This window comes from Stenotrophomonas sp. IS26, from assembly GCF_054188265.1.
Genome location: NZ_JBSZJV010000007.1, coordinates 133,191 through 157,995, shown reverse-complemented (window position 1 = coordinate 157,995; position 24,805 = coordinate 133,191). Strand labels below are relative to the sequence as shown.

Below are 24,805 nucleotides of genomic sequence, written 5' to 3'. Positions count from 1 at the left end.
GGAGATATCCATGGCCTACACCCTCCCCGCCCTGCCCTACGCCTACGACGCACTCGAACCGCACTTCGATGCACGCACGATGGAAATCCATCATGCCAAGCACCACCAGACCTACATCACCAATCTCAATGCGGCACTCGCCGATGCCGGCATCGAAAGCACCGACATCGATGCACTGATCGCCGATATCGGGTCCCTGCCCGAGGGGGTGCGCAACGCCGTCCGCAACAACGGCGGCGGACATGCCAACCACAGCCTGTTCTGGACCGTCCTGACGCCGGACAGCGGCCAACCGGACAATGTGGTTGCCGCCGCCATCGAGCGTGACCTCGGCGGCCACGGCGCGTTCAAGGAGGCCTTCACCAAGGCCGCGCAGACCCGCTTCGGCAGTGGCTGGGCGTGGTTGACGTTGAACCGGGACGGCAAGCTTGCGGTGGAGAGCAGCCCGAACCAGGACAACCCGTTGATGGGCGAGTTCGCCGGCCTCTCCGGTGGCACGCCGATCCTGGGGCTGGATGTATGGGAACACGCGTACTACCTCAACTACCAGAACCGGCGCCCGGACTACATCGCCGCCTTCTTCGAGCTGATCGACTGGACTGAGGTCGCGCGCCGTTACCAGGCCGCCGGCGGGCGTTGATGGGCGCCGGTATTGCACGGTAGAGACATCGATGGATATCCCCGCACTGCAACGTCTGCTCGAACGTGGTCGCGACAGCGCCCTGCTCCGCTTCGGCCTGGGCAAGGCCCTGCTCGATGCGGGCGACACCGCGGAGGCGGTCATCCATCTGCAGCGCTGTGTCGCTCAGGACCCGCGCTACTCGGCGGGCTGGAAATGGTTGGGCAAGGCGCATCTGGCTGCCGGCGATACCGACGCGGCGGCACAGGCGTGGCAGGAAGGCAGTACTGTGGCCGGGACCAACGGCGACAAACAGGCGGTCAAGGAGATGGCCGTATTCCTGCGGCGGCTGCACAAGGCGACTGCGGGCCGGGCGTGATCGCCCGGCATCGCACGTGGCTGATCAATCGCCCTTCGCGCGCCGCTGCTGCGCATCGAAGCGCTGCATGGAGGCACGAATCAGCGCCTTGGCCTCGGCGGCATTGCCCCAGCCATTGAGCTGGACCGGACTGCGGCCGGCCGGCAGGTCTTTGTAGACCCGGAAGAAAGCTTCGATGCGCTGCCGCTCGATCAGCGGCAGATCGTCCAGATCGCGGATGCTGGCGTAGGTCGGGTCGATCTTGTCGGTCGGCACGCCGATGACCTTTTCGTCCTGCTCGCCGTCATCGACCATCTTCAGGAAACCGATCGGACGGAACCGCACGATCACGCCGGGATGCAGCGGCTCACGGGTCAGCACCAGCGCATCCAGCGGGTCGTTGTCGCCCGCCAACGTGCGCGGCATCGAGCCGTAGTTGGCCGGGTACGCCACCGGCATCGACTGGAAGCGATCCACATGCACCAGACCGTCGTCCTTGATCTCGTACTTGGTGAAGCTGCCGGCCGGGATCTCCACGGCCAGATTCACCTCCTCCGGAGCATTCTTCGGCTGCGCGGCAAGGAACGGGTGCTGCACCGCGTTGCCGGCCACGCTGGCACCGGCGAGCAGCAGCAGCGAGGTGGCCAAGGCGGCCCGCGCGATGGAACGGCGATGGATCATCTCGATCTCCACGGAAGGCCGGGCACGCCGCAGCGGCCCGGCCGGTCGGTCATTCCCAGCAACGGTCGGCGCGGCCCTTCAGGGTCTGGGCGCGCGTGCAGTCACGGGGGGCGATGCGTCCCTGCGTCAGTTCGGCCTTCTGTTTGCGGCCATCGGCGCCACGTGTCAACTCGAAGCCGTCGTACAGGCGGCCGGTGACGGTGCGTGCCTCGTAGCGCAGGTGGCTCGGATCAATCTTCAAGACCTGGAACAGCTGCGTGTCCTCACCCACCGGCGCCATGGTGGCACGGGCTTCGTCCGAGAGCCGGTACTGCTTCGGCCCGGCCACGGTGACCACGAACTGCGGCGTCGCACCCTTCCCTTCGCCACGGCGGCCGTAGGTGTGGTCGTGGCCCTGCAGGACCAGATCGACCTGGTGGCGCCGCACCACGGGCAGCAGCACATCGCGCAGTTCGGCGTTCTCGCGGCCTTCGCGCGGGGAATAGAACGGCTGATGCAGCAGCACGATGCTCCACGGGTGCGGATTGTCGGCCAGCACCGTGTCCAGCCAGGCGGCCTGCGCCTTGGCGGTGCCCAGATCGAGCGCGGAGGTGCCGTCGAGTACGGCGATGCGCACGCCCTGGTAATCGAACCAGTAGGTACTGGTGTCGGCGGCGTCCACGCCGTTGCGTGGCAATGCGAACGTCACCGGCCAGTGACGGCCGAGCACGCGGCGCTCCTGCGGCGTGTCTTCGAATTCCTCGACGTACTCATGGTTGCCGATTGCCGGGGCGACCGCGGTTTCCTGCGGCAGCCAGCCGGCGGCGGCGAACCACTCGCCCCACTCGCTGTCATCCTGCCCGTCGCCACCGCTGACCAGATCACCGGCGAACAGGCTCAGGCGTGCATCCGGGGCGGCCTTGATGACGGCCCGCATGACGCGCGAAACGTGGCTGAGGTTCTTGTTCTGGGTGTCACCGAAGTACAACAGCGTGAGCGGCTGGTCGGCACGGCCGGCAGTGCGCAGCTGGTTCCAGGCACTCCAGGTGTTCTGACCCTGCACGCGCCACAGGTACAGCGTGTCCGGCTGCAGGCCGGTGATGTCGGCACGGTGATGATGGGACGTGCCCAGTTCGGTGGTCAGCGCCTGCGTGCTGGCGGAGATGCGGGTGGGCGTCCCCACATCCGGCGAATCACCGGCCAGCACCCATTCCAGCACCGGCGCCTTGACCGAGGTATCGGTCCGCCACGCCACCGAGAAGCCGCGCGCCGCGTCCTGTGCCGGCGAGGCGACCAGGCGGTCGGGGAAGCCGGTCGCTGCGTAGTGCCGGTTGCCGGCCGGCACCTGGGTGTTGGGCTCGGCCCCGGTCTCGGCGTCCTTCTTTGCCACGGCGCTGCCACTGCACAGCAGCAGCGCCATCGTCAGCGCGGTCAAGGCGGCAGGAACGCGGCTCACGCGCCGCACTCCAGCGGCAGCGACACCTGCTTGGCGATGCTCGCCCAGTCGAAGGCCACCACGCCCTGATCATCGTGCACGGCATACAGCGCGCCATGCGGGAAGCGCGCGGACGGTGCCTGCATCGACCAGATGCCGTCGGTGTTGGCCACCGTATTACCCTGGAATGCACCGACATGTTTCAGGCTGTGCCGGTCGAACAGATGGAACACGCTGCGCTGCTTGCCCTGCTCGGTGGTGATCCACCAGCCGTCCTTGCCACAGGTGCGCAGCATCACGCCTTCGGCCTGGGCCTGGAAGGCATCGCGGCCGAACGTGGCGCCGCTGAAGCGGCCTTCCAGCGTGTAGACCTTGAACTCGCTGGCGTAGGTTTCGTCTTCTTCAGCGATCAGCAGGCGGTCGTTGGCCGGGTCGCCCCAGATCGATTCGACCACCCGCAGCGCGCCGGCCTCGGTGGTATCACCGATGCTGGCGGTGAGCGTGGCCTGCGCCTTGCCGCCCTCCAGGGTGAGCGCGTAACGACGCACGCGCTTGTCCAGTTCGGCCAGCGGCGGCAGCACGTCGTTGCCCTGCGCGTCTTCGCCCGCGTCGTAGGAATCGGTGACGTACACGTCGTAGCCGTTACCTTGCTTGTTCACCCACAGCCCGTACGGCTTGCGCAGATCGTCGGCGCCGAACACGCCCAGCGGGCTGAAGTCTGGCAGCTGCAGGACCTGCACGCGGTGATTGTCACGCTCCACGATCAGCACGAGGTCATCGACCACGGCGATGCCGTTGGGGCGGTCGAACTGGCCCGGGGCGGTGCCAAGGCTGCCAACGTCACGCAGCTTCGCGCCGGTCTGCCCGTCATAGACCACCAGCTTGTCGGTGGCCTTGGCGGTTGCGATCAACCAGACCTGGCCCTCGGGCGTGGTCCAGCTGGCCGGCGAGTCGATGTTGTCTTCGGGGGTCATCGGGGTCAGGAACGCCTCGGCGACCGTGGCGACATCGCGTGCGGAGGCGTCGGCGGCCGTCGGGGACGCAGCGGGTGCAGCAGCCTGCGGCGTAGCCGCCGGCCGGCAGGCAGTCAACAGCGCCAGTGCGAGCAGGCTCAGACCATGGGACGCGCGCATCACAGGGCCACCTTCAGGCCAAGGGCGTAGGTGCGGCCATATTCTTCGTTCTGCAGGGTGCGCGAGCGCACGCCCTGGTAGAGCTCCAGCGGCTTGTCGAGCAGGTTCTGGGCTTCGAAGTAAACGCTCACGTTCGAGGTGATCTTGTAGTCCATGCTGAAATCGAGCTGGGTGTTGGGCGCCACATAGATGTCATAGGCGGGGCTGTCGCCGAGTGAATCCAGATACTCGCTGCGGTAGACCGCGGCCACGCGGGTGCTGAAGCCGGCCTTTTCATAGCCGAGGTGCGCGCTGTACACGTGCTTGGAGGCACGCGGCAGCATGAAGTCGTCGCGCTCGCGGCCCACAACGCCTGGATCGAAATCGGTATCCAGCCAGGTGCCGCTGGCGCCGACCAGCAGACCATCCCAACCGGCCGGCAGGAAGGCGAGCTGCTGCTGCCAGTTGAACTCGGCACCCTTCACCGTGGCCTTGTTGCCGTTGATCACCCGGGTGACCTCGTAATCCGGGTACGCCGGATCGGTGTTGCTCACCGTGTTGACGATGTAGCCGTCGATCGACTTGTGGAACACGCCCAGCGAGACGATGCCGGTGCTGCCGAGGTATTTCTCGAGCGACAGGTCGATGTTCCTGGATTCATAGGGATTCAGCTGCGGATTGCCGATCCGGACTTCCTCATCCCCCCGGCTCAGGCCGACGCGCGGTGCCACATCGCCGAACGACGGGCGCGAGACGGTCTTGTTGGCGGCCGCACGCAGCACCCAGTCATCGCCGGCGTCGTAGCGCAGGTGCAGGCCGGGCAGCACGTTGGTGTAGCTGCGGCTCACGCTCAACGGGGTGACCGTGAAGCTGCGGCCATTGGGTGCCACGTCCACGCTGTTGCCAGTGGCGCTGAACTGGGTGTTCTCCACGCGCACGCCACCGATGATGCGCAGCGCGCCGATATCCCAGGTGCCCATCGCATAGCTGGCGAAGATGTCTTCGCTGGCGGTGTAATCCTCTTCCAGCGAGGTCAGCGCATTGCCGCCGGTATCCTGCGGGCGGGCGCTGTACTGACCACCAGACTGCGCCCAGTAGCGGCGCATCGCATCCGAGCTCATGCCCTGGCCGAGGCTGCCGCCGCGGTGATCGGGGGTGGAGGTGGTCCAGTCCGACAACGCCACGTCCGGGCCGACGCGCAGTTCGCGCTCATCGACATTGACGTCGCGGTCGCGCCAGCGGCCGAGCAGGCCAAACTTGATGCTGGAGGATTCGCCATCGAAGCGCACGTTGATCTGCGCGCTGCGCTCGCTGTCGTTGACCTGTTTGGGCGACACCACGAAGCGATCGAAATCGTAGTTGCCGTTATCCATCCACTGCGCGCTGGTCAGGGTGTAACGCGGAATGCCGCTGTTCTGATCGACGCTGGCGCCGAGGTCATCGCCGTTGTACTCGAAGCGCGCCTCCATCTCATCGTTGACGCGCTCTTCGGTACGCGTGTAGCCCAGCTTGTAATCGACCACCGCATTGGAGAGGCGGTTCTCGCCGCCGGCGCTGGTGGTGAAGGTGTTTTCCTTCTTGGTGCGATAGCGCATGCGCTTCTGGATCGCATCGGCCGGCAGGTCGTCCACCCGGTACTGGTTGTTGCCCAGCGCGGTGACCTCGCCATCGCCGAAGTTGAAGAGGGTGCGCTGGCGGGTTTCGGCATCGTCGAACTGGCTGTACAGCGTGCGCAGGTAATAACGATTGTCTTCATCCGGGTGCCAATCCAGATTGAGGTTCGCACCGATACGCTTGCGCTCGATCTCGTACTTGCGCTGCTGCAGGCTGGTGGCGAACAGGTCGTCTTCGGCACCGCCGTCGAACTCGCCGTACTCCACTTCGGTGTTGTCCGATTCGAACTTGCGGTTCTGGTAATTCACGCCCAGCGCCACGCCGAAGGTATCGGCGAACACTTCGCTGTAGTTGATCGCGGCCTTCGGGCTGGTATTGCCGGAGAGCTGCTGGTGGCTGGCCTCGATCTTGCCGCGCAGGTTGCGGCCTTCGCGGTCGAACGCCGAGGCGGACTCGACCAGGATCGCACCGCCGATGGCGTCACCCGGCATATCCGGGGTGGGCGACTTGACCACGCGCAGGCGCTCGGTCGAGTCGGAGGGAATCACGTCCAGCGGTGCAGCGCGGCTGGAGTCTTCCGGGGTGCCGATGGCGATGCCATCCACGCTGACGCTGTTGAGGTTGGCATCCAGGCCACGGATGACCACGAAGCGCCCCTCGCCCTGGTCACGGGTGACACTGACGCCGGGCAGGCGCTGCAGCGATTCGGCCACGTTTTTGTCGGGGTAGACGCCCATGGCATCGGAGGACACCGCATCTTCAATCGCATCGCTGCTGCGCTTGAGGTCGACCGCGCGGGTCTGCGACTCCAGCTGCGGGCGGACTTCGACCCGGTCCAGATCGATCGCGGCGGCACCGGCGGCGGCGCTGCCGGCCACCGTGCCGCCATCGGGCGTATCGGCGGCATGGGCCGACGGGGTGATCACCGCCAGCAACGAAAGGCTGATCGCCAGGCCCAACGGACGCTTCTTCTGCACTGCCTTCCCCAATCTGTGTAAAGAATGGGTCAGCACGGTATGTCCGGGAGGTTGCATGGGGATGACACCGGGGACATCGAACGGTCGGTGGCGGCGTCGGCTTTTGGCTTCGGTGGGGTGTTGCGGCACACTATCGGCCTCTCCTTTGCCAGTCATTCCCCCATGAAAATCGTCGAAGTGCGCCATCCGCTGGTGCAGCACAAGATCGGCCTGATGCGCGATGCGTCCCTGAGCACGAAGGACTTCCGCGAGCTGGCCAATGAGCTTGGTGGGCTGCTGGCCTACGAGGCCACCGCCGATCTGGATACCGAAGCCCACACCATGGCCGGCTGGGCAGGCCCGGTGACGGTGCAGCGCATCGCCGGGGCCAAGATCACCGTGGTGCCGATCCTGCGCGCCGGCCTGGGCATGCTCAGTGGCGTGCTCTCGCTGATCCCTGCCGCGCGCGTAAGCGTGGTCGGCCTGCAGCGCGATGAGGAAACCCTGCAACCGGTGCCCTACTTCGAGCGCCTGACCGGCCGCCTGGAAGAGCGCGATGCGCTGATCCTGGACCCGATGCTGGCCACCGGCGGCACCCTGATCGCCACGATCGACATGCTCAAGCGTGCCGGCGCACGCCGCATCAAGGGCATCTTCCTGGTGGCCGCACCGGAAGGCATCGCCGCCGTGCAGGCCGTGCATCCGGACGTGGAGATCTATACCGCCGCCATCGATGCCCAGCTCAACGAGAAGGGCTACATCCTGCCGGGCCTGGGCGATGCCGGCGATCGGATTTTCGGGACCCGCGTGGTCGGTTGATTTCCTCGTTCCGACCGGCGGTCACCACCAGCCGCCGGTGCTTCACACGGCCTAGCCATGCCCGGGCAGAAGCTGCGCGCATCCTCAACCCGTGCGTGGAGCTGCGTCATGAAGACCTTGTCCCTGCTGGCCTGTCTGCTGCTTCTGGGTGGCCCGGCCGTTGTCAGTGCGGCGACGCCGCAGCAACAGCGCATGGCCGATTGCTCGGCCAAGAACAAAGGCAAGACCGGCGAGGACTACAAGACCGCGCAGAAGGCCTGCCTGAGCGCTCCGGCGCCGGCGGCGAGCACGCCGCAGGAGCGCATGAAGACCTGCAACGCCGATGCGGCTGCGAAGAAGCTGGCCGGCGATGCGCGCAAGACGTTCATGAGCGGCTGTTTGAAGGCGCATTGACGCATCGGGCCGGATTCATGCCCGGTGTCGTGAGGTGCCGTGCCGACCAACGGTCGGCATCTACCGGTGTGGTTGCCCAGGCGGGAGTGCCGGGCGCGGCGCGGTAATACCGGCCGGTGCGCGGCCGGACCTGCCGCAGGCGTCAGGCCAGCGCGCGGGCCTTCAGTTCGCCCTGTTCGTGCACGGTGCCGAAGCGGCCCTTCTCATCGCGTGACACCTGCGCCAACGCGCACTGCGGGTCGTGGGTGAAGAACAGATGGACGTTGCGGGCCAGTTTGTCTTCCAGGAAGCTGCGCTTCTCGTCGATCAGCAGTTCGGCGTTGCGGTCGTAACCCATCGTGATCGGCACATGCACCCACGAGCGGCCCGGGATCAGGTCCGCGCAGAACACCACGCCGCCCCGCGCCTGCCCATCCACCGTCTCCGGCCCGATGATCTCGGCCAGCATCAGCCCCGGGGTATGCCCGTCGCTGAAGCTGAAACGTACGCTGTCGCCCAGGGCGGTGGAATACGGACCGTCGACGATTTCCAGGCGGCCACTGGCCTGCAGCAGACCGGGCAGTTCCGGGATGAAACTGGCCCGATCGCGCGGATGCGGATGCAGCGCGCGCGCCCAGTGCTCGGCCCCGACCAGGAAGGTCGCATTCGGGAACAACAGTTCCGGCGCGCGACCTTCGCTCCACGGTGCCAGCAGGCCGCCGGCATGATCGAAGTGCAGATGGCTCAGCACCACCACGTCGATGTCTTCGTGCTCGAACCCGGCCTCGCGCAGGGATTCGATCAGCACATGGCTGGGTTCCTGCACACCGTAGCGGTCCCGCAGTTTCGGCTCGAAGAAAGCGCCGATGCCGGTTTCAAACAGCACCGTCTTGCCGGCCAGCGGGCTGGCGAGCAGTGCACGGCAGGCCAGTTCGATCCGGTTGAGATCGTCCGGCACTGCCCACTTTTCCCAGACCGCGCGCGGCGCATTGCCGAACATCGCGCCACCGTCGAGTTTCTGGGAGTTACCGCGGATGGACCATAGTTTCATTGGCAAATTATCGTCGTGGCCCCGTTAAATATTCGCTAGCCATCGCCCATGAAAAAACCCCGCCACTGGGACGGGGTTTCTCGTCTGTGCGGTCAATCAGTGTGCTTGGCTGACCGCGGCGCTGCCGACCGGATTGCGCGGGTCGCTGCCACCGCTGAGGACATTGCTGCGGCGGTCCCATTCCACGGTCTGCAGGTTGCCCCAGACGTGGCTGGAGCCGCGGCCACCCGCGGCGGTGTCGCCGGGCAGATCGATCTTGTGGCCCATTGCCTGCAGCTGTTTGATGGTGCCCGCATCGAAAGTGCCGCTCTCGGCCTCGATCAGATCCGGCAGCCACTGGTGGTGGTAGCGCGGCAACGCGGCGACCTGCTGGGCAGTCAGGCCATCGTCGTAGCCGAGGATGCCCAGCAGCACCATGGTGATGATGCGGCTGCCACCGGGCGTGCCGAGCACCACGACCTTGTCGGCGGACTCCATGAAGGTCGGGGTCATCGAGCTGAGCATGCGCTTGCCCGGCTTGGGCGCATTGGCCGCGTAGCCCATCACGCCGAAGGCATTGGGCGTGCCAGGCTTCAGCGCGAAATCGTCCATTTCGTTGTTCAGCAGCACGCCGGTACCCGACGGAATCAGGCCCGAGCCGTACAGCAGGTTCACGGTCTGGGTGGCGCCGACGCGGTTGCCCTCGCGGTCGATGATCGAGAAATGCGTGGTCTCGTCATCTTCAAGCGGGGTCGGGTTGCCCGACAGCAGATCGCTCGGGGTCGCCTTCTCCGGGTGGATGGTGGCACGCAGGCCCTGCGCGTAGTCCTTGCTGGTCAGCACTTTCTGCGGGATGTCCACGAAATCCGGGTCGCCCAGGAAGAAGGTGCGGTCGCGGTAGGCGCGGCGCATGGCTTCCACCACCAGGTGGGTGCGATGGGCCTGGTCCAGCGATTTCAGGTCCCAGCCTTCCAGGATCTGCAGCATGGCCGCCAGCGCGATGCCGCCGGAAGACGGGGGCGAGGCGGTGGTGATGGTCCAGTCGCGGTACTTGAAGGCGATCGGCTCGCGCAGCTTGACCCGGTAGCCGGCCAATTCCTCCGCGGTCCACTGGCCGCCGGCCTGCTTCACGCCCTTGAGCAGCAGCTTGCCGGTCTCGCCCCGGTAGAAGCCATCGAAGCCCTGGTCGGCCAGACGCTCCATGGTCCTGGCCAGTTCCGGCTGGCGGAACACATCGCCCTCGGCGATCGGCTTGCCGTTGCGCTCATAGACCTCGCGCGTGCCGGGATAGCGCTGCATCACCGCGCGCCGCGATTGGTAGCCCTTGGACATGCGCGCATACACCGGGAAGCCATCGCGCGCGATGCGCATGGCCGGTTCCAGCGAGGTCTTCAGCGGCAGCTTGCCGTGCTTGGAGGACAGTTCCACCAACGCTGCCGGCAGGCCCGGGATACCGGCCGACCAGGCACCGTTGACCGAACGGTCGCGGTCCAGCTCGCCCTTCTTGTCCAGGAACGCCTCGGGCGTGGCGGACTGCGGCGCGGTTTCGCGCGCGTCCAGCATCACGTCCTTGCCGGTGGCCGCATCGTGCAGCAGGAAGAAGCCGCCGCCGCCAAGGCCGGAACTGATCGGCTCGACCACCGCCAGCGTGGCGGACACGGCCACGGCCGCATCGAATGCGTTGCCGCCCTTGGCCAGGATTTCCATGCCGGCTTCGGTGGCCAGGTGATGGCCACTGGCGACGGCCACGCCGTCAGGATGTTTGGCCAGCGCCGCCTGCGGGGATTCCGCCGCCCAGACGCTCGGGCTGACCAACAGGACGAGCAGCAACCAACGACGCGACAGCGTTCTCATTTGGGCAGAAACTCCGTGACATACAATTCGGGATGATCGCGCTGCAGCCCGTGCAGCTTGGCCAGCAGGGCGTCCTGGGTTTCCGGAATGTCCGGATCGGGATCGATGCATTCGACCGGGCAGACGACCACGCACTGGGGTTCGTCGAAATGCCCCACGCACTCGGTGCAGCGGGCCGGATCGATCACGTAGATGGTTTCACCCATCGAAATGGCCTGATTGGGACAGGCCGGCTCACAGACGTCGCAATTGACGCAGAGCTCATTGATTTTCAGCGACATGGCGTTACTCCACGCCCGCGCCGGCGGATGAGAACCGGCCCACGCGGGCGCGCGGGCCGGTCATCGGTGACGCCCCTGCGGGCGCCACCCGGGCCGCGCACACGGCGCAGCCGCCACTGCACGGGTTACTTGGCTTCGACGAAGATGTACTCGGCGCCGGTCGGCTGGATGATCGACTGGACGCGGGCGTTGTCGGCGGCTTTGCCGATGAACACCACGCGCACACCCTTCATCGAATCCGGCGAGACGTCCTTGAACACGGCCTGGATCATGTCGGCCATCTTGGCCGAGGCCGAGGAACCGAAGGCCAGCATGTTGCCCGGCTGCACGCCACGGCCCACGGCCTGGGTCGCGCTTTCGACCTGACGCTCATACTTGGCCGCGAATTCCGGGTCCGATTCCGGGGCGAGGTAGTACAGGTACGGGCTGTTGCTGATGTTGCCCATGTTCTGCACGGCCACGGCCTGCAGGTACTTCTTCCAGCCGGCGTCGTCATCGGCAGCCGGGGCGACCAGCGCCTGCTGGGCTTCGACGACCGGCGCGGCCTCTTCCTTCTTGCAGGCGGTGAAGGCCAGCGCGAACGACGCGATCAACATGGCACGCATGGTGTTGTTCATGGAATTCCTCCCTTGGTGATTCTTGGTATGTATGGGTCTGACAGGTACTACGCTTGGGCCGACTTCGCTTCACGGACCTTGCGCAGCGCCTCAAGCACGGCGGACGGCACAAAGCCGGACACGTCGCCGCCCAGACGGGCGATCTCGCGGACCAGCGAAGACGAAATGAAACTGTGTTGCTCGGCCGGGGTCAGGAACAGGGTCTCGACCTCCGGGATCAGATGGCGGTTCATGCTCGCCATCTGGAATTCGTATTCGAAATCGGACACCGCGCGCAGGCCGCGCAGCAGCACCCCGCCCTGCACCGAGCGCACGAAATGCGCCAGCAGGGTATCGAAACCACGCACTTCCACGTTGCGGTTGTGGCCCAGCGCATCGCGGGCCAGCTGCACGCGCTGCTCCAGCGGCAGGGTCGGCCCCTTGGACGGACTCTGCGCCACGCCCACCACCACCTTCTCGAACAGGGGTGCGGCGCGGTTCACCAGATCGATGTGACCGTTGGTGATCGGATCGAAGGTGCCCGGGTAGACAGCAATGCGGCGGTTGGCCACGGTCATACGTCAGCTACGCGTGTTGGTCTGGTGAAAGTGTAGCAGTGGCGCGCCGATACAGGGCAAAACGGACCTCCCGGGTGCCCCCCTCACGGTGCAGCAGCCACGGCGCGGGCATCTTCGGCGCCTGATCGGCCGGGGACTCCACGTACAGCCAGGCATCGGCGGCCAGATGCGAGGGCAGCCCGGCGATCACCGCCTCCCACAGCCCATCGGCGAACGGCGGATCGATGAACACGATATCCGCCAGCGCCCCGGCCGGCTGCCGCAGCCACTGCAGCGCATCGGCCTGCACCACCGCGATCTGCTCCTGCGCCCCCAGCTTGGCGACCGACTCGCGCAATTGCCGGGACAACGCCACATCGCGCTCCACCAGCGTCGCCTGCGCCGCCCCCCGCGACACCGCCTCCAGCCCCAGCGCCCCGCTGCCGGCGAACAGATCCAGCACCCGCGCCCCACCCAGCCGCGGCATCAGCCAATTGAACAGCGTCTCGCGCACCCGGTCACTGCTGGGCCGCAGCCCCGGTGACAGCGGCACCGGCAGCTTCGTATTGCGCCACTTGCCGCCGATGATCCGCACCTGGCCCACGGCGGCCACCGGCTGACGCGGCGTCATGCGTGGCTCCGGAGACAGCTGGCAGCGGGATGGGCGAACGGGCAGAAGAGAGTCATGGGCACGGATGGCAGGCGGTTCAGGACGACATTCTAGGTTGTAGCGGTAAGAGCCGCCTCGTCCTCGGACCAAATCATGTGCCGGGGCAACGACGTCCATGTACCGCACGGATCCAACCGCACCACACGCGCCCCCTGACAGGAGGGTGGCGGGTACGGGGGGCCGGGACCGTTGGGCAGCATGGATGCTGCCCACGAGGCCCCATGGAGGGGTTCACGCCGCGTCCCGGCACCCCGTACCCGCCGCCCTCCCCACGCAGACAGGCAGGCGCCGTGCCGGACCGCGCGGCCTTGAATTCGGGACAATCCACCCCTACCCCTTGAGCCAGCCGCCGCGCCGGGCGCGGCAATGCCCCAAGGAGCAACACGACCCATGACCGTGCAGACCCAAAAAGAAACCCTGGGCTTCCAGACCGAAGTCAAACAGCTGCTGCAGCTGATGATCCACTCGCTGTACTCCAACAAGGAAATCTTCCTTCGCGAGCTCATCTCCAACGCCGCCGACGCCTCGGACAAACTGCGCTTCGAAGCGCTGACCCAGCCGGCCCTGCTCGAGAACGACGGCGACCTGCGCATCCGCGTCAGCTTCGACGCCACCGCCAAGACCCTGACCATCGACGACAACGGCATCGGCATGAGCCGTGACGAGGCGATCGCGCACCTGGGCACCATCGCCAAGTCCGGCACCGGCGACTTCCTGCGCCAGCTCTCCGGCGACCAGAAGAAGGACTCGCAGCTGATCGGCCAGTTCGGCGTCGGCTTCTACAGCGCCTTCATCGTCGCCGACCAGGTCGATGTCTATTCCCGTCGTGCCGGCCTGCCCGCCAGCGAGGGCGTGCACTGGTCTTCGCGCGGCGAAGGCGAGTTCGACGTGGAAAGCATCGACAAGCCCGAGCGCGGCACCCGCATCGTGCTGCACCTGAAGGACGACCAGCGCGACTTCGCCGATGGCTGGCGCCTGCGCGGCATCATCAAGAAGTACTCCGACCACATCGGCCTGCCGATCCAGATGGCCAAGGAACACCACGGCGAAGACGCCCCGGCCGAGATCGAATGGGAAACCGTCAACCGTGCCAGCGCGCTGTGGACCCGCCCGCGCACCGAGATCACCGACGCCGAGTACCAGGAGTTCTACAAGCACGCTGCGCACGATCATCAGGATCCGCTGGCGTGGAGCCACAACAAGGTCGAAGGCAAGCTCGAGTACACCTCGCTGCTTTACGTCCCCGGCCATGCCCCGTTCGATCTGTACCACCGCGACGCGCCCAAGGGCCTGAAGCTGTACGTGCAGCGCGTGTTCGTGATGGACCAGGCCGAGCAGTTCCTGCCGCTGTACCTGCGTTTCATCAAGGGTGTGGTGGATTCCAACGATCTGTCGTTGAACGTCTCGCGCGAAATCCTGCAGTCCGGCCCGGTCATCGATTCGATGAAGTCGGCGCTGACCAAGCGCTCGCTGGACATGCTGGAAAAGCTGGCCAAGGACAAGCCGGAGATCTATGCCGGCTTCTGGAAGCAGTTCGGCCAGGTGCTCAAGGAAGGTCCGGCCGAAGACTTCAACAACCGCGAAAAGATCGCCGGCCTGCTGCGCTTCGCCTCGACCCATGATGCCAGTGGCGAGCCCAGCGTCTCGCTGGCCGACTACGTGGGCCGCATGATCGAGGGCCAGGACAAGATCTACTTCCTGACCGGCGACAGCCACACCCAGGTCAAGGACAGCCCGCACCTGGAAGTCTTCCGCAAGAAGGGCATCGAAGTACTGCTGCTCACCGACCGCATCGACGAATGGCTGATGGGGTACCTGACCGAATTCGACGGCAAGTCGTTCGTCGATGTCGCGCGTGGCGATCTGGACCTGGGCGCGCTGGAAAGCGCCGAAGACAAGCAGGCGCAGGAAGCCGTCGCCAAGGACAAGCAGGCGCTGGTGGACCGCATCAAGTCCGCACTGGGTGAGGACGTCGCCGACGTGCGCGTCTCGCACCGCCTGACCGATTCCCCGGCGATCCTGGCGATCGGCGAGCAGGATCTGGGCCTGCAGATGCGCCAGATCCTGGAAGCCAGTGGGCAGAAGGTGCCGGACAGCAAGCCGGTGTTCGAGTTCAACCCGGCCCATCCGCTGATCGGCAAGCTGGACCAGGAAGGCGATGCCGCGCGCTTCGACGACCTGAGCCGCGTTCTGTTCGATCAGGCCGCGCTGGCCGCGGGCGACACGCTGAAGGACCCGGCCGCGTATGTGCGCCGGCTCAACAAGCTGCTGCTGGAGCTGTCGGCGTAAGTCGTGCTGCCGATGGGTGCCGGCCACGGGTCGGCGCCCACCGCGGTTGATGATGCATGGCGCCGCGCGGCGGTCAGCGCGCGCGCTTGGCTCAGGCCCAGCGGTCGAGCAAGGTGCCCAGCATCTCGTCCTGACGCCGGACCACGGTTGCGTTGGCGGCAAACGCCAGCGCAGCCTGCTTGGCCGTGAGCATATCCGCGATCGGCGCGTTGGCATCGTCGGGGGCGGCGACCACGGTGGCGGTGACTCCGCCGCCTGCCGTTGCGGCCTGCGCCACACCCAGGCGTGTGGAATCAGCCACCGGCAATCGCGCCACGTTGGCGGCGGCCGCCTGTATGCCCAGCGAAGCGGCACGCATGCCGGCGCTGGCAATGGACATCACGCTCATCGTTCACCGTTTCCCGTTTCGCTGTCCCGGCCGCGCCCGCATGGCGCAGCCCTTCACAACCGGTAACGGCCGCATCGGCCATTACTTGAGTCCCGCCCCACCGCACCTGCACGCCCATGGGCATTCGGGGCGCAGTGGTAGCATAGCCCTCTGATTTCAGCGTCTTTTGCCAATGCTCAGCTTCTTCCGTCGCAAAAAGCCCCAGGACGCCCCGCAAGAGGCGGCCAAGACCCAGCATTACTCCGCCGAGGAGCTGGCTGCCGCGTTCCCGCAGGCCAGGGCCGAGCCCGCTGCACCGCCAGCGCCTGCGCCGCTGCCGCCCGTGGTGGAAGCCCCGGCACCTGCTGCCGAGCCGGTCGAGCGCGAGATCGCGCCGACGCCGGTTGAGACTGCGCCTGTCCTTGCCACCCCGGTTGTGCCTGCGCCCGTCGTACCGGCGCCTGTGGTCGCACCGCCTGTTGCCCCGGCACCGGTCGCCCCCGCACCCGTGGTGACCGCACCGGTTGTCCCGACTCCGACTCCGGCTGCGCCGGTGAGCACGCCTGCGCCGGCTGTCGTCGCGACGCCGGTCGCCGCTCCGGCAGCGCCCGCCCCGGTTACTCCGGCAACGCCCGTTACGCTGGTTGCTCCGGCTGCGCCGACCACCGTGACCGAGCGCCCGTCCTCCCAGGACATCGCCCCCGCCGCCGCCGGCAAGAGCGGCTGGCGCGAGCGCCTGCGCAACAGCGTGATCGCCCGCAGCTTCGGCGGCCTGTTCTCGCGCAATCCCAAGCTCGATGACGACCTGCTCGACGAACTGGAAACCGCGCTGATCACCGCCGATGTCGGCGTCGGCGCGACCACGGCGCTGGTCGAAGGCCTGCGCAAGCGCATGAAGGCGCGCGAGTTCACCGATGCCAATGCACTGCTCACCGCGCTGCGCGCCGAGCTGATCGCGATCCTGCAGCCGGTGGCCAAGCCGCTGGTGATCGACCGCACCGCCAAGCCCTTCGTGGTGCTCACCGTCGGCGTCAACGGCGTCGGCAAGACCACCACCATCGGCAAGCTGGCCAAGCGCTTCAAGGATGATGGCCACAGCCTGATGCTGGCCGCCGGCGATACCTTCCGTGCCGCTGCCGTCGCGCAGCTGCAGGCCTGGGGTGATCGCAACGGCGTGGCCGTGGTCGCGCAGGGCCAGAACGCCGACGCGGCCTCGGTCGCCTTTGATGCTCTGCAGGCCGGCAAGGCACGCGGCACCGAGGTGCTGATCGCCGATACCGCCGGCCGCCTGCATACCCAGGCGGGCCTGATGAACGAGCTCGGCAAGATCCGCCGCGTGCTCGGCAAGATCGACGCCCATGCGCCGCATGAAGTGCTGATGGTCATCGATGGCACCACCGGCCAGAACGCGCTCTCGCAGCTGCGTCAGTTCCATGCTGCGGTCAACGTGACCGGCCTGGTGGTGACCAAGCTGGATGGCACCGCCAAGGGCGGCGTGGTGTTCGCGCTGGCGCGTGAGTTCGGCATTCCGATCCGCTTCTGCGGCATCGGCGAGCGTCCGGAAGACCTGCGCGTGTTCGATCCGGAAGCCTTCGTCGACGCATTGCTGCCGGAAGCGCTGGGCACCTGAGCCGATGCCGATGCAGCCACGCATGGCGTGGCTCCAGCCCTTCTCCGGAACCTGCATGACCCGCCAGCCTACCGCCAGTGCCCCGTTGCCGACCGACGATGTCTTCGTCTCGCGGCTGTTGCACTGGTTCGATGACCACGGCCGGCATGACCTGCCGTGGCAGCACCCGCGCTCGCCGTACCGCGTATGGCTGTCGGAAATCATGCTGCAGCAGACCCAGGTCAGCACGGTCATTCCGTACTTCCTGAAGTTCCTCGAGGCGTTCCCGACCCTGCCCGACCTCGCCGCGGCGAGCAATGATGCGGTGATGGCGCAGTGGGCAGGCCTTGGCTATTACGCCCGTGCCCGCAACCTGCATGCCGCCGCGCAGCGCTGCGTCGAGCTGCACGGCGGCGAGCTGCCGCGTGATTTCGATGCCTTGCATGCGCTGCCGGGCATCGGCCGCAGCACCGCGGGCGCGATTCTCAGCCAGGCCTGGAATGATCGCTTCGCGATCCTGGATGGCAACGTCAAACGCGTGTTGACCCGCTATCACGGCATCGAGGGCTTTCCCGGACTGCCGGCGATCGAAAAGCAGCTCTGGGCGGTCGCCGAGGGGCACGCAGCGCAGGTACCCGGAACGCGCATGGTCGATTACACCCAGGCGCAGATGGACCTCGGCGCCAGTGTCTGCAGCCGCAGCAAGCCGGCCTGCGTGATCTGTCCGCTGCAGACCACCTGCGTCGCCTGTCGCGAGGGGCGTACCGATCAGCTGCCGACACCCAAACCGGGCAAGACCTTGCCCGAGCGCGAGGCGGTGGCGCTGCTGCTGCGCGATGCACGCGGCCGGGTGCTGCTGCAGAAGCGGCCGGACACCGGCATCTGGGCGCAGCTGTGGACCCTGCCCCAGGCCGACAGCGGGATCGCGTTGCAGGACTGGTTCGACGCGCACATCGACGGCTCGCTGGACGATGCCGAGCCGTTGCCGGTGCTGGAGCACACCTTCAGCCACTACCGGCTGCATCTGCAGGTACTGGTGGCAACGGTACAGGGCTCGCGCGGTAAGGATGCCGGCGTGCGCTGGGTCGCTGCCGAGGAGCTGGCCACGCTGGGCCTGCCCGCCCCGATCCGCAAGCTGCTCCAGACCGGCGCACCGCCCGCTCAGCCCAAGCGCCGTACAATGCGGCGCGCAGCAACATCCCAAGACATCGAGTAACGCTATGCCCCGCACCGTTTTCTGCCAGTACGAACAACGCGACGCCGAAGGCCTGGACTTCGTGCCCTACCCCGGCGAGCTGGGCCAGCGCATCTTCAACCACATCGGCAAGCCGGCGTGGTCCGCGTGGCTGGCGCACCAGACCATGCTGATCAACGAAAACCGGCTGTCGCCGCGGGATCCCAAGCACCGTGCGTTCCTCGAAGAGGAACTGGTGAAGTACCTCTTCAGCGGTGGCGCCGAGAAGCCGGCCGGGTTCGTACCGGAGGCCTGATCGGCTCTGATACCGACCAACGGTCGGTATGGTCGGGATCCGGTTGCCGGCCAGCGGCCGGCACTACCGGGTTGGCGACTGCTGGCCTTCTTCGCGCTCCTGCACCTGTGCCTGGCGCAGCTCCTGCTCGGACGCGCGCAACGCCTTGGTATCCAGCTTGCGGATGCTGCTGATGAAGCACGGCAGATTGACCGGGCCGGCCGTCGGATCGCGCACCAGCACCTTGTCAAAGCGTGACGAAACGCGGCCGATCCTGCTGGTCAGACCGATCGCCGAGGCATAGTCCAACCCTTGGCACGGCCCGGTCAGATCCAGCAGATAGCCCTCGCTCGGGCGCGTCCAGACCGCCAGCGCACTGTCGCCGAGAGCCGTCCAGCCCGACAGCGAGCCGTACAGCGGCATGTCCTGCTGCGGCGGCCCGGCGTGGGCGCGGTAGAGATCGAGCTTCTGCGCGGTGGACAGGCGGCCGGTACTGGCGCACGCGGCCAGCCCAAGGCACAGGGCCGCGATGGCAAGGGTCAGCTTCATGACGCCTCCTGCTGGGGAATGTGCGCCGATCATGCGCCGCCCGGCGTGCTCCCGGCGAGAGGAACCCGCCGGGTGTTCAGCGCTCAGGCAGGCACGGTTGCCTGCTCAGACCTCGCTGTGGGCCAGGCTGTGCAGCCGCCCTTCGCGCAGCTCCAGCACGCGGTCCAGCTTGCGTGCCAGGGAGCGGTCGTGGGTCACCAGGACCAGGCTGGTGTGGTGCGCGCGGTTGAGCTCGAGCATCAGCTCGAACACGGTCGCGGCGGTCTTGTCGTCGAGGTTGCCGGTCGGCTCATCGCCCAGCACGCAGGCCGGACGGTTGACCAAGGCGCGGGCTACGGCCGCACGCTGACGCTCGCCGCCGGAGAGCTCGCCCGGCTTGTGGTCCCGGCGATGGCCCAGGCCGACCGATTCCAGCAGCGCCTGCGCACGGGTGCGCGCGTCGACCACTTCTTCGCCACCGAGCAGCACCGGCATCATCACGTTTTCCAGCGCGGTGAATTCGGGCAGCAGGTGATGGAACTGGTACACGAAGCCGAGCGCGCGGTTGCGCAGCTGCCCGCGCTGGCTGTCGGACAGGCCGGACATGCGCTGGCCGGCCACGTAGACCTCGCCCGCCGTCGGCGTATCCAGCCCCCCCAGCAGATGCAGCAGGGTGCTCTTGCCGGCGCCGGAAGCACCGATGATGGCCACGGTCTCGCCGGCCGCTACGCGCAGGTCCAGCCCGTTGAACACGGGGGTCTGCATGCGGCCTTCGGCATAGGTCTTGGCCAGCGCTTCGGCGCGGATGACTTCCTGGCCCAGGGTGAGTGCTTCATTCATAACGCAGGGCCTCCGCCGGCTGGGTGCGTGCCGCGCGCCAGGCGGGATACAGGGTGGCAAGGAAGCTCATGACCAGTGCCACGGCGGTGATCACGATGATGTCCGGGGTCTGCATGTCGGTCGGCAGGCCGGTGATGTAGTACACGTCCTCCGGCAGCAGCTTGACGTTGAACAGGGTCTCGATCGCGCCGAGGATGCGCTCCAGGTTCAAGGTCAGGGTGATGCCACCGATCACGCCGAGCACCGTGCCGAAGATGCCGATCAGCGAGCCCTGCACCATGAACACCTGCATGACGCCGCCCGGGGTCAGGCCCAGGGTGCGCAGGATCGCGATGTCGGCCTGCTTGTCGGTGACCAGCATCACCTGCGAGGAGACCAGGTTGAACGCGCCCATGGCGATGATCAGCGAGAGCAGGATGCCCATCACCACCTTCTCCATCCGCAGCGAGTGGTAGAGGTTGGCGTTCTGCTGGGTCCAGTCGCTGACCCGGTAGGCACCGGTCAGGTTGTGGGCCAGATCGACGCCGACATCCAGCGCCTTGTCCATGTCATGCAGCTTCAGGCGCACGCCGGTGACGCCATCGATGCGCAGTACTTTTTCCAGATCGGCCATGTTGGCGTAGGCCACGCCGCGGTCGACCTCGTTGTAACCGGCTTCGAAGATGCCGCTCACGGTGAAGCGTTTCATGCGCGGGATCGCGCCGATCGGCGTGCCCTGCACTTCGGCCAACGTGACCAGCACGGTATCGCCCACGCCGACACCGAGGTAGATCGCCAGCTCCTGGCCGACCAGCAGGTTGTAGCTGCCTGCGGTCAGGCTGTCGAAGCTGCCTTTCTTGACCTTCTGGTTGATCACCGAGACGTTGGGCTCCAGCGCCGGATCGATGCCCTGCACGATGGCGCCCTGCACCCGCGGCCCGCTGAGCATGGCCTGGATTTCGATGTACGGCGCCGCGCCGGCAACCCGCGGATCCTTCTTGGCCACCTCCACCGCATGCGCCCAATCGGCCATGGGGGCACCGTCGGTGGTGATGGTGGTATGCGCGGTCATCTGCAGCAGCCGATCGCGGATTTCCTTCTGGAAACCGCTCATGACCGCCAGCGTGGTGATCAGCACGGTCACGCCCAGGGCAATGCCGAGGATCGAGGCCATGGATATGAAGGAGATGAAGCCGTTGCGGCGTTTGGCGCGCAGGTAGCGCAGGCCAATCGAGACAGGTATGGGTTTGAACATGCAGGTACGCCGGACAATTCAGGCTATGGTGCCACTGCAGGGGGTGAACGGGAAATGCAGTGTGCCCGGACGGCTAGTCGCAGTTCACGTGCCTGCCCCTGCGGAAGCGTATCGGGCCAGAACAAACGCCAGTGGCGGCGCCCGTCGTGCCGCCAGGCCAACTGCACCAGCGGGCCGCGGCGCCGCATCTGCAGCGCCTCGACCGGCTCGCCATCCACCTGCGCCGGGTCTTCGTCCGCCGGAATCACGAAGACGCAGCCCGGGCGGCGCGCATATCGCCACGCCTCCCACCAGGTGCCGGCCATCGCCACCATGCCCAGCGCCAGGCCCCACGGCGCGGGCAGATCGGTCGCCCACAACGCCCAGGGCATCACCGCGCCCATGGCGATCAGCGCGCGGCACTGCCAGCGCGAGGGATGCCACTCACGCTGGAAGGGCGCGGATCCGGGCGATGAGGGCGGCGGGCGCGGCATGCGGGCACTCCTCGTAACCCATGAACCAGCGCCACAACTTATCGTCCTCGCTCTCGAGCAGGAACAGGAAAACCTCCCGCTCGTCTGTCGGTGCCTGCAGCCAGCAACGGTCCAGGTATCGGCCGAACAGCTGGTCCAGCTCGCGCATGCCGCGGCGGCAACGCCAGCGCAGCTTTTTCAGTTCAGTGGCTTCGTCCATTTTCTGCGTTTCCAGATAAGGCAAAGCCACGCATGGCGTGGCTCGACCGTTTCGATCATTTTCTGCGAAGCCACGCATGGCGTGGCGCTACAGGACACACTTGGATCAGGCGCGACGCGCCATCATCAGCTTCTTGATCTCGGCAATGGCCAGCGCCGGGTTCAGGCCCTTCGGGCAGGTCCGCGAGCAGTTCATGATGGTGTGGCAGCGGTACAGCTTGAAGGGGTCTTCCAGCTCGTCCAGGCGCGCACCGGTGTCTTCATCGCGCGAGTCGATGATCCAGCGGTAGGCCTGCAGCAGGATGGCCGGGCCCAGGTAACGCTCGCCGTTCCACCAGTAGCTCGGGCAGCTGGTCGAGCAGCAGGCGCACAGGATGCATTCGTACAGGCCATCGAGCTTCTTGCGGTCTTCCGGCGACTGCAGGCGCTCACGATCCGGCGGCGGCGGGGTCTGGGTACGGATCCACGGCTTGATCGAGGCGTACTGCGCGTAGAAATGGGTCAGGTCCGGCACCAGATCCTTGACCACGCTCATGTGCGGCAGCGGGTAGATCGGCACTTCGGCCTTGCCGCAATCGGCGATCGCGCGGGTGCAGGCCAGCGTGTTGGTGCCGTCGATGTTCATCGCGCACGAACCGCAGATACCCTCGCGGCACGAACGGCGGAAGGTCAGGGTCGGATCGATCTCGTTCTTGATCTTGATCAGCGCGTCCAGGACCATCGGGCCGCAGGCGTCCAGATCGATCTCATACGTATCGGTGCGCGGATTGCTGTCGTCGTCTGGACTCCAGCGGTAGATCTTGAAGGTGCGGGTGTTCTTCGCACCGGTCTGGGCGGGGAAGTGCTTGCCCTTTCCGATCTTGGAATTCTTGGGGAGGGAAAACTCGGCCATGGCTGTTCTCGTTGGCTCAGGCGGCTCGCGCTGCAGAGCAGGCGCGGGTAGCACGGAAGATGAGGAAGTCGACACCACCGGCCCGCGGCGCACGCACCACCCCACCCGTGCGGGAGGTGGCGGTGGCGAGCGCTGCGTGGACGGAGGTCATGCCGCAGGTCTCTTAGTAAACGCGCGGCTTGGGCGGGACGACGTCCACGTCCTTGCTCAGCGTGTACATGTGGACCGGACGGTAGTCGAACTCGCACTTGCCGTTCTCGTCGACGTTGACCAGCGTGTGCTTCTGCCAGTTGACGTCGTCGCGGTCCGGGAAGTCCTCATGCGCATGCGCGCCGCGGCTTTCCTTGCGCTGTTCGGCCGAGTTGATCGTCGCCACCGCGTTGAGCAGCAGGTTGTTCAGCTCGTAGGTTTCGATCAGGTCCGAGTTCCACACCAGCGAACGGTCGGAGACCTTGACGTCCTGGAAGGAGTCGAAGATCTCGGCCATCTTGGTGCAGCCCTCTTCCAGCGTCTTGCTGGTACGGAACACCGCCGCGTCGTTCTGCATGGTGCGCTGCATGCGATCGCGGATGACCGAGGTCGGGGTGTCGCCGTTGGCGTAACGCAGCTTGTCGAGCAGGCCCAGGGCCTTGTCGCAGGCATCGGACGGCAGGGTCTTGTGCGGTGCGCCGGACTTGATGGTGTCGGCGCAGCGGTTGGCCACCGCACGGCCGAACACGACCAGATCCAGCAGCGAGTTCGAGCCCAGGCGGTTGGCGCCGTGCACGGACACGCAGGCCGCTTCGCCGATGGCGTACAGGCCCGGCACGACCGCATCGGGGTTGTCGCCGACCTTGCGCACGACTTCGCCGTGGTAGTTGGTCGGGATGCCGCCCATGTTGTAGTGCACGGTCGGGATGACCGGGATCGGCTGCTTGTGCACGTCCACGCCGGCGAAGATGCGGGCGCTTTCGGCGATACCCGGCAGCTTGTCGTCGATGACGCCCGGGCCGAGGTGGGTCAGGTCGAGCAGGATGTGATCCTTGTGCTCGCCGACGCCGCGGCCTTCGCGGATCTCGATGGTCATCGAACGCGACACCACGTCGCGCGAGGCCAGATCCTTATAGTGCGGTGCATAGCGTTCCATGAAGCGCTCGCCGTTGCTGTTGCGCAGGATGCCGCCTTCGCCACGCACGCCTTCGGTGATCAGGCAGCCCGCGCCGTAGATACCGGTCGGATGGAACTGCACGAACTCCATGTCCTGCATCGGCAGGCCGGCACGCATGACCAGACCGCCGCCGTCGCCGGTGCAGGTGTGGGCCGAGGTGGCGCTGAAGTAGGCGCGGCCGTAGCCGCCGGTGGCCAGCACCACGCCATGGGCGCGGAACAGGTGCAGCGAGCCGTCGGCCATGTCCAGCGCGAGCACGCCGCGGCAGACGCCTTCATCATCGAAGATCAGGTCGAGGGCGAAGTACTCGATCATGAAGCGTGCGTTGTGCGCCAGCGACTGCTGGTACAGCGTGTGCAGCATGGCGTGGCCGGTACGGTCGGCGGCGGCGCAGGTGCGCTGCGCGGACGGGCCTTCGCCGTACTTGGTGGTCATGCCACCGAACGGGCGCTGGTAGATCTTGCCTTCTTCGGTACGGCTGAACGGCACACCGTAGTGTTCCAGTTCGATGATGGCCGGGATCGCTTCGCGACACATGTACTCGATGGCGTCCTGGTCACCCAGCCAATCCGAGCCCTTGATGGTGTCGAAGAAGTGGTAGCGCCAGTCGTCTTCACCCATGTTGCCCAGCGCGGCGGAAATACCGCCCTGCGCGGCCACGGTGTGCGAACGGGTCGGGAAGACCTTGGTCAGGCAGACCGTCTGCAGGCCCTTGGCGGCAAGACCGAACGTGGCGCGCAGGCCAGCACCGCCGGCGCCGACCACGACCATGTCGTACTTGTGTTCCGTAATCTTGTAAGCGGACATCTAATCTGGATTCCTGTCT

Annotated in this window: 26 protein-coding genes; 8 read left to right on the top strand and 18 right to left on the bottom strand. The window is 66.6% G+C overall.

All coding sequences use genetic code 11. The features are described from left to right. Positions 1–10 precede the first annotated feature (10 nt). Complete coding sequence (locus tag ACW6W5_RS08920; RefSeq protein ID WP_152151586.1) at positions 11–640, top strand: superoxide dismutase; 630 nt, start codon at positions 11–13, stop codon at positions 638–640. 31 nt (positions 641–671) lie between these two features. Beyond that, a complete protein-coding gene (locus ACW6W5_RS08915; RefSeq protein WP_121041906.1) occupies positions 672–998 on the top strand; it encodes a tetratricopeptide repeat protein in 327 nt (108 codons plus the stop codon). Between the two features lie 24 nt (positions 999–1,022). Here ACW6W5_RS08915 and ACW6W5_RS08910 read toward each other — a convergent pair whose 3' ends face one another. The 4 genes from ACW6W5_RS08910 to ACW6W5_RS08895 are packed head-to-tail and all read right to left on the bottom strand — an operon-like array spanning position 1,023 to position 6,775. Further along, positions 1,023–1,658, bottom strand: a complete 636-nt coding sequence (locus tag ACW6W5_RS08910) for an inorganic diphosphatase (RefSeq protein ID WP_152151584.1) — start codon at positions 1,656–1,658, stop codon at positions 1,023–1,025. Between the two features lie 49 nt (positions 1,659–1,707). Beyond that, on the bottom strand, positions 1,708–3,057 hold the full coding sequence (locus tag ACW6W5_RS08905) for a purple acid phosphatase family protein (protein WP_193222756.1): 1,350 nt from the start codon (positions 3,055–3,057) through the stop codon (positions 1,708–1,710). Positions 3,058–3,089: 32 nt separating this feature from the next. Then, entirely contained in the window at positions 3,090–4,205 is a 1,116-nt protein-coding gene (locus ACW6W5_RS08900) for an NHL repeat-containing protein (RefSeq protein ID WP_152151580.1), read from the bottom strand. After that, complete coding sequence (locus tag ACW6W5_RS08895; RefSeq protein ID WP_152151578.1) at positions 4,205–6,775, bottom strand: TonB-dependent receptor; 2,571 nt, start codon at positions 6,773–6,775, stop codon at positions 4,205–4,207. The genes ACW6W5_RS08900 and ACW6W5_RS08895 overlap by 1 nt, the downstream gene beginning before the upstream one ends. Positions 6,776–6,937: 162 nt before the next feature. Here ACW6W5_RS08895 and upp point away from each other — a divergent pair, with 162 nt between their 5' ends. Then, the gene (upp, locus tag ACW6W5_RS08890; RefSeq protein ID WP_121041896.1) at positions 6,938–7,573 is read left to right on the top strand and encodes a uracil phosphoribosyltransferase; all 636 of its coding nucleotides are present in this window, start codon (positions 6,938–6,940) and stop codon (positions 7,571–7,573) included. Between the two features lie 108 nt (positions 7,574–7,681). After that, positions 7,682–7,966 carry a PsiF family protein gene (locus tag ACW6W5_RS08885; protein ID WP_121041894.1) on the top strand — a complete coding sequence of 95 codons (285 nt, stop codon included), beginning with the start codon at positions 7,682–7,684 and terminating at the stop codon, positions 7,964–7,966. Between the two features lie 142 nt (positions 7,967–8,108). Here ACW6W5_RS08885 and ACW6W5_RS08880 read toward each other — a convergent pair whose 3' ends face one another. The 6 genes from ACW6W5_RS08880 to rsmD form a co-directional block, all read right to left on the bottom strand. Beyond that, the gene (locus ACW6W5_RS08880) at positions 8,109–8,996 is read right to left on the bottom strand and encodes an MBL fold metallo-hydrolase (protein WP_121041892.1); all 888 of its coding nucleotides are present in this window, start codon (positions 8,994–8,996) and stop codon (positions 8,109–8,111) included. A gap of 96 nt (positions 8,997–9,092) precedes the next feature. Then, positions 9,093–10,829: a gamma-glutamyltransferase gene (gene ggt / locus ACW6W5_RS08875; RefSeq protein WP_152151576.1), complete on the bottom strand. Its 1,737-nt coding sequence runs from the start codon at positions 10,827–10,829 to the stop codon at positions 9,093–9,095. Then, positions 10,826–11,110, bottom strand: a complete 285-nt coding sequence (locus ACW6W5_RS08870) for a YfhL family 4Fe-4S dicluster ferredoxin (protein WP_070427136.1) — start codon at positions 11,108–11,110, stop codon at positions 10,826–10,828. Before ACW6W5_RS08870 ends, ggt begins: the two co-directional genes overlap by 4 nt. Before the next feature lie 125 nt (positions 11,111–11,235). Then, positions 11,236–11,727: a hypothetical protein gene (locus ACW6W5_RS08865; protein WP_019183240.1), complete on the bottom strand. Its 492-nt coding sequence runs from the start codon at positions 11,725–11,727 to the stop codon at positions 11,236–11,238. 47 nt (positions 11,728–11,774) lie between these two features. Beyond that, positions 11,775–12,284 (bottom strand): pantetheine-phosphate adenylyltransferase, encoded by a 510-nt coding sequence (coaD, locus tag ACW6W5_RS08860; protein WP_121041888.1) that lies wholly within the window; start codon positions 12,282–12,284, stop codon positions 11,775–11,777. A gap of 7 nt (positions 12,285–12,291) precedes the next feature. Beyond that, a complete protein-coding gene (gene rsmD, locus ACW6W5_RS08855) occupies positions 12,292–12,894 on the bottom strand; it encodes a 16S rRNA (guanine(966)-N(2))-methyltransferase RsmD (protein WP_121041886.1) in 603 nt (200 codons plus the stop codon). Positions 12,895–13,323: 429 nt separating this feature from the next. Between rsmD and htpG the strand changes: the two genes are divergently transcribed. Beyond that, positions 13,324–15,222: a molecular chaperone HtpG gene (gene htpG, locus ACW6W5_RS08850; protein WP_152151573.1), complete on the top strand. Its 1,899-nt coding sequence runs from the start codon at positions 13,324–13,326 to the stop codon at positions 15,220–15,222. A gap of 91 nt (positions 15,223–15,313) precedes the next feature. Here the strand turns inward: htpG and ACW6W5_RS08845 are convergent, their stop codons facing one another. Next, complete coding sequence (locus tag ACW6W5_RS08845) at positions 15,314–15,610, bottom strand: hypothetical protein (protein WP_152151571.1); 297 nt, start codon at positions 15,608–15,610, stop codon at positions 15,314–15,316. Positions 15,611–15,782: 172 nt separating this feature from the next. Between ACW6W5_RS08845 and ftsY the strand changes: the two genes are divergently transcribed. Genes ftsY through ACW6W5_RS08830 form a run of 3 tightly spaced genes read left to right on the top strand, consistent with a single transcriptional unit; the run spans position 15,783 to position 18,688 of the window. Then, complete coding sequence (gene ftsY, locus ACW6W5_RS08840) at positions 15,783–17,219, top strand: signal recognition particle-docking protein FtsY (RefSeq protein WP_152151569.1); 1,437 nt, start codon at positions 15,783–15,785, stop codon at positions 17,217–17,219. Between the two features lie 55 nt (positions 17,220–17,274). Continuing rightward, positions 17,275–18,414 (top strand): A/G-specific adenine glycosylase, encoded by a 1,140-nt coding sequence (mutY, locus tag ACW6W5_RS08835; RefSeq protein ID WP_152151567.1) that lies wholly within the window; start codon positions 17,275–17,277, stop codon positions 18,412–18,414. A 4-nt stretch (positions 18,415–18,418) separates the two neighbouring features. Further along, positions 18,419–18,688, top strand: coding sequence for an oxidative damage protection protein (locus ACW6W5_RS08830; RefSeq protein WP_088432204.1), 270 nt, complete (start codon positions 18,419–18,421; stop codon positions 18,686–18,688). 63 nt (positions 18,689–18,751) lie between these two features. Here ACW6W5_RS08830 and ACW6W5_RS08825 read toward each other — a convergent pair whose 3' ends face one another. The 7 genes from ACW6W5_RS08825 to sdhA all read right to left on the bottom strand — a co-directional run bounded on the left by ACW6W5_RS08825 (position 18,752) and on the right by sdhA (position 24,786). Beyond that, positions 18,752–19,216, bottom strand: coding sequence for a DUF6491 family protein (locus tag ACW6W5_RS08825; RefSeq protein ID WP_152151565.1), 465 nt, complete (start codon positions 19,214–19,216; stop codon positions 18,752–18,754). Between the two features lie 105 nt (positions 19,217–19,321). Continuing rightward, a complete protein-coding gene (lolD, locus tag ACW6W5_RS08820) occupies positions 19,322–20,035 on the bottom strand; it encodes a lipoprotein-releasing ABC transporter ATP-binding protein LolD (protein ID WP_152151563.1) in 714 nt (237 codons plus the stop codon). Further along, positions 20,028–21,269, bottom strand: a complete 1,242-nt coding sequence (locus ACW6W5_RS08815; RefSeq protein ID WP_088432207.1) for a lipoprotein-releasing ABC transporter permease subunit — start codon at positions 21,267–21,269, stop codon at positions 20,028–20,030. The genes lolD and ACW6W5_RS08815 overlap by 8 nt, the downstream gene beginning before the upstream one ends. A gap of 23 nt (positions 21,270–21,292) precedes the next feature. Beyond that, positions 21,293–21,742, bottom strand: a complete 450-nt coding sequence (locus tag ACW6W5_RS08810; protein WP_152151562.1) for a hypothetical protein — start codon at positions 21,740–21,742, stop codon at positions 21,293–21,295. Next, positions 21,693–21,941, bottom strand: a complete 249-nt coding sequence (locus tag ACW6W5_RS08805; protein ID WP_019183252.1) for an FAD assembly factor SdhE — start codon at positions 21,939–21,941, stop codon at positions 21,693–21,695. The genes ACW6W5_RS08810 and ACW6W5_RS08805 overlap by 50 nt, the downstream gene beginning before the upstream one ends. A 105-nt stretch (positions 21,942–22,046) precedes the next feature. Continuing rightward, on the bottom strand, positions 22,047–22,832 hold the full coding sequence (locus ACW6W5_RS08800) for a succinate dehydrogenase iron-sulfur subunit (RefSeq protein WP_088432210.1): 786 nt from the start codon (positions 22,830–22,832) through the stop codon (positions 22,047–22,049). A 163-nt stretch (positions 22,833–22,995) separates the two neighbouring features. Beyond that, on the bottom strand, positions 22,996–24,786 hold the full coding sequence (sdhA, locus tag ACW6W5_RS08795; protein WP_121041870.1) for a succinate dehydrogenase flavoprotein subunit: 1,791 nt from the start codon (positions 24,784–24,786) through the stop codon (positions 22,996–22,998). Positions 24,787–24,805: the final 19 nt, after the last annotated feature.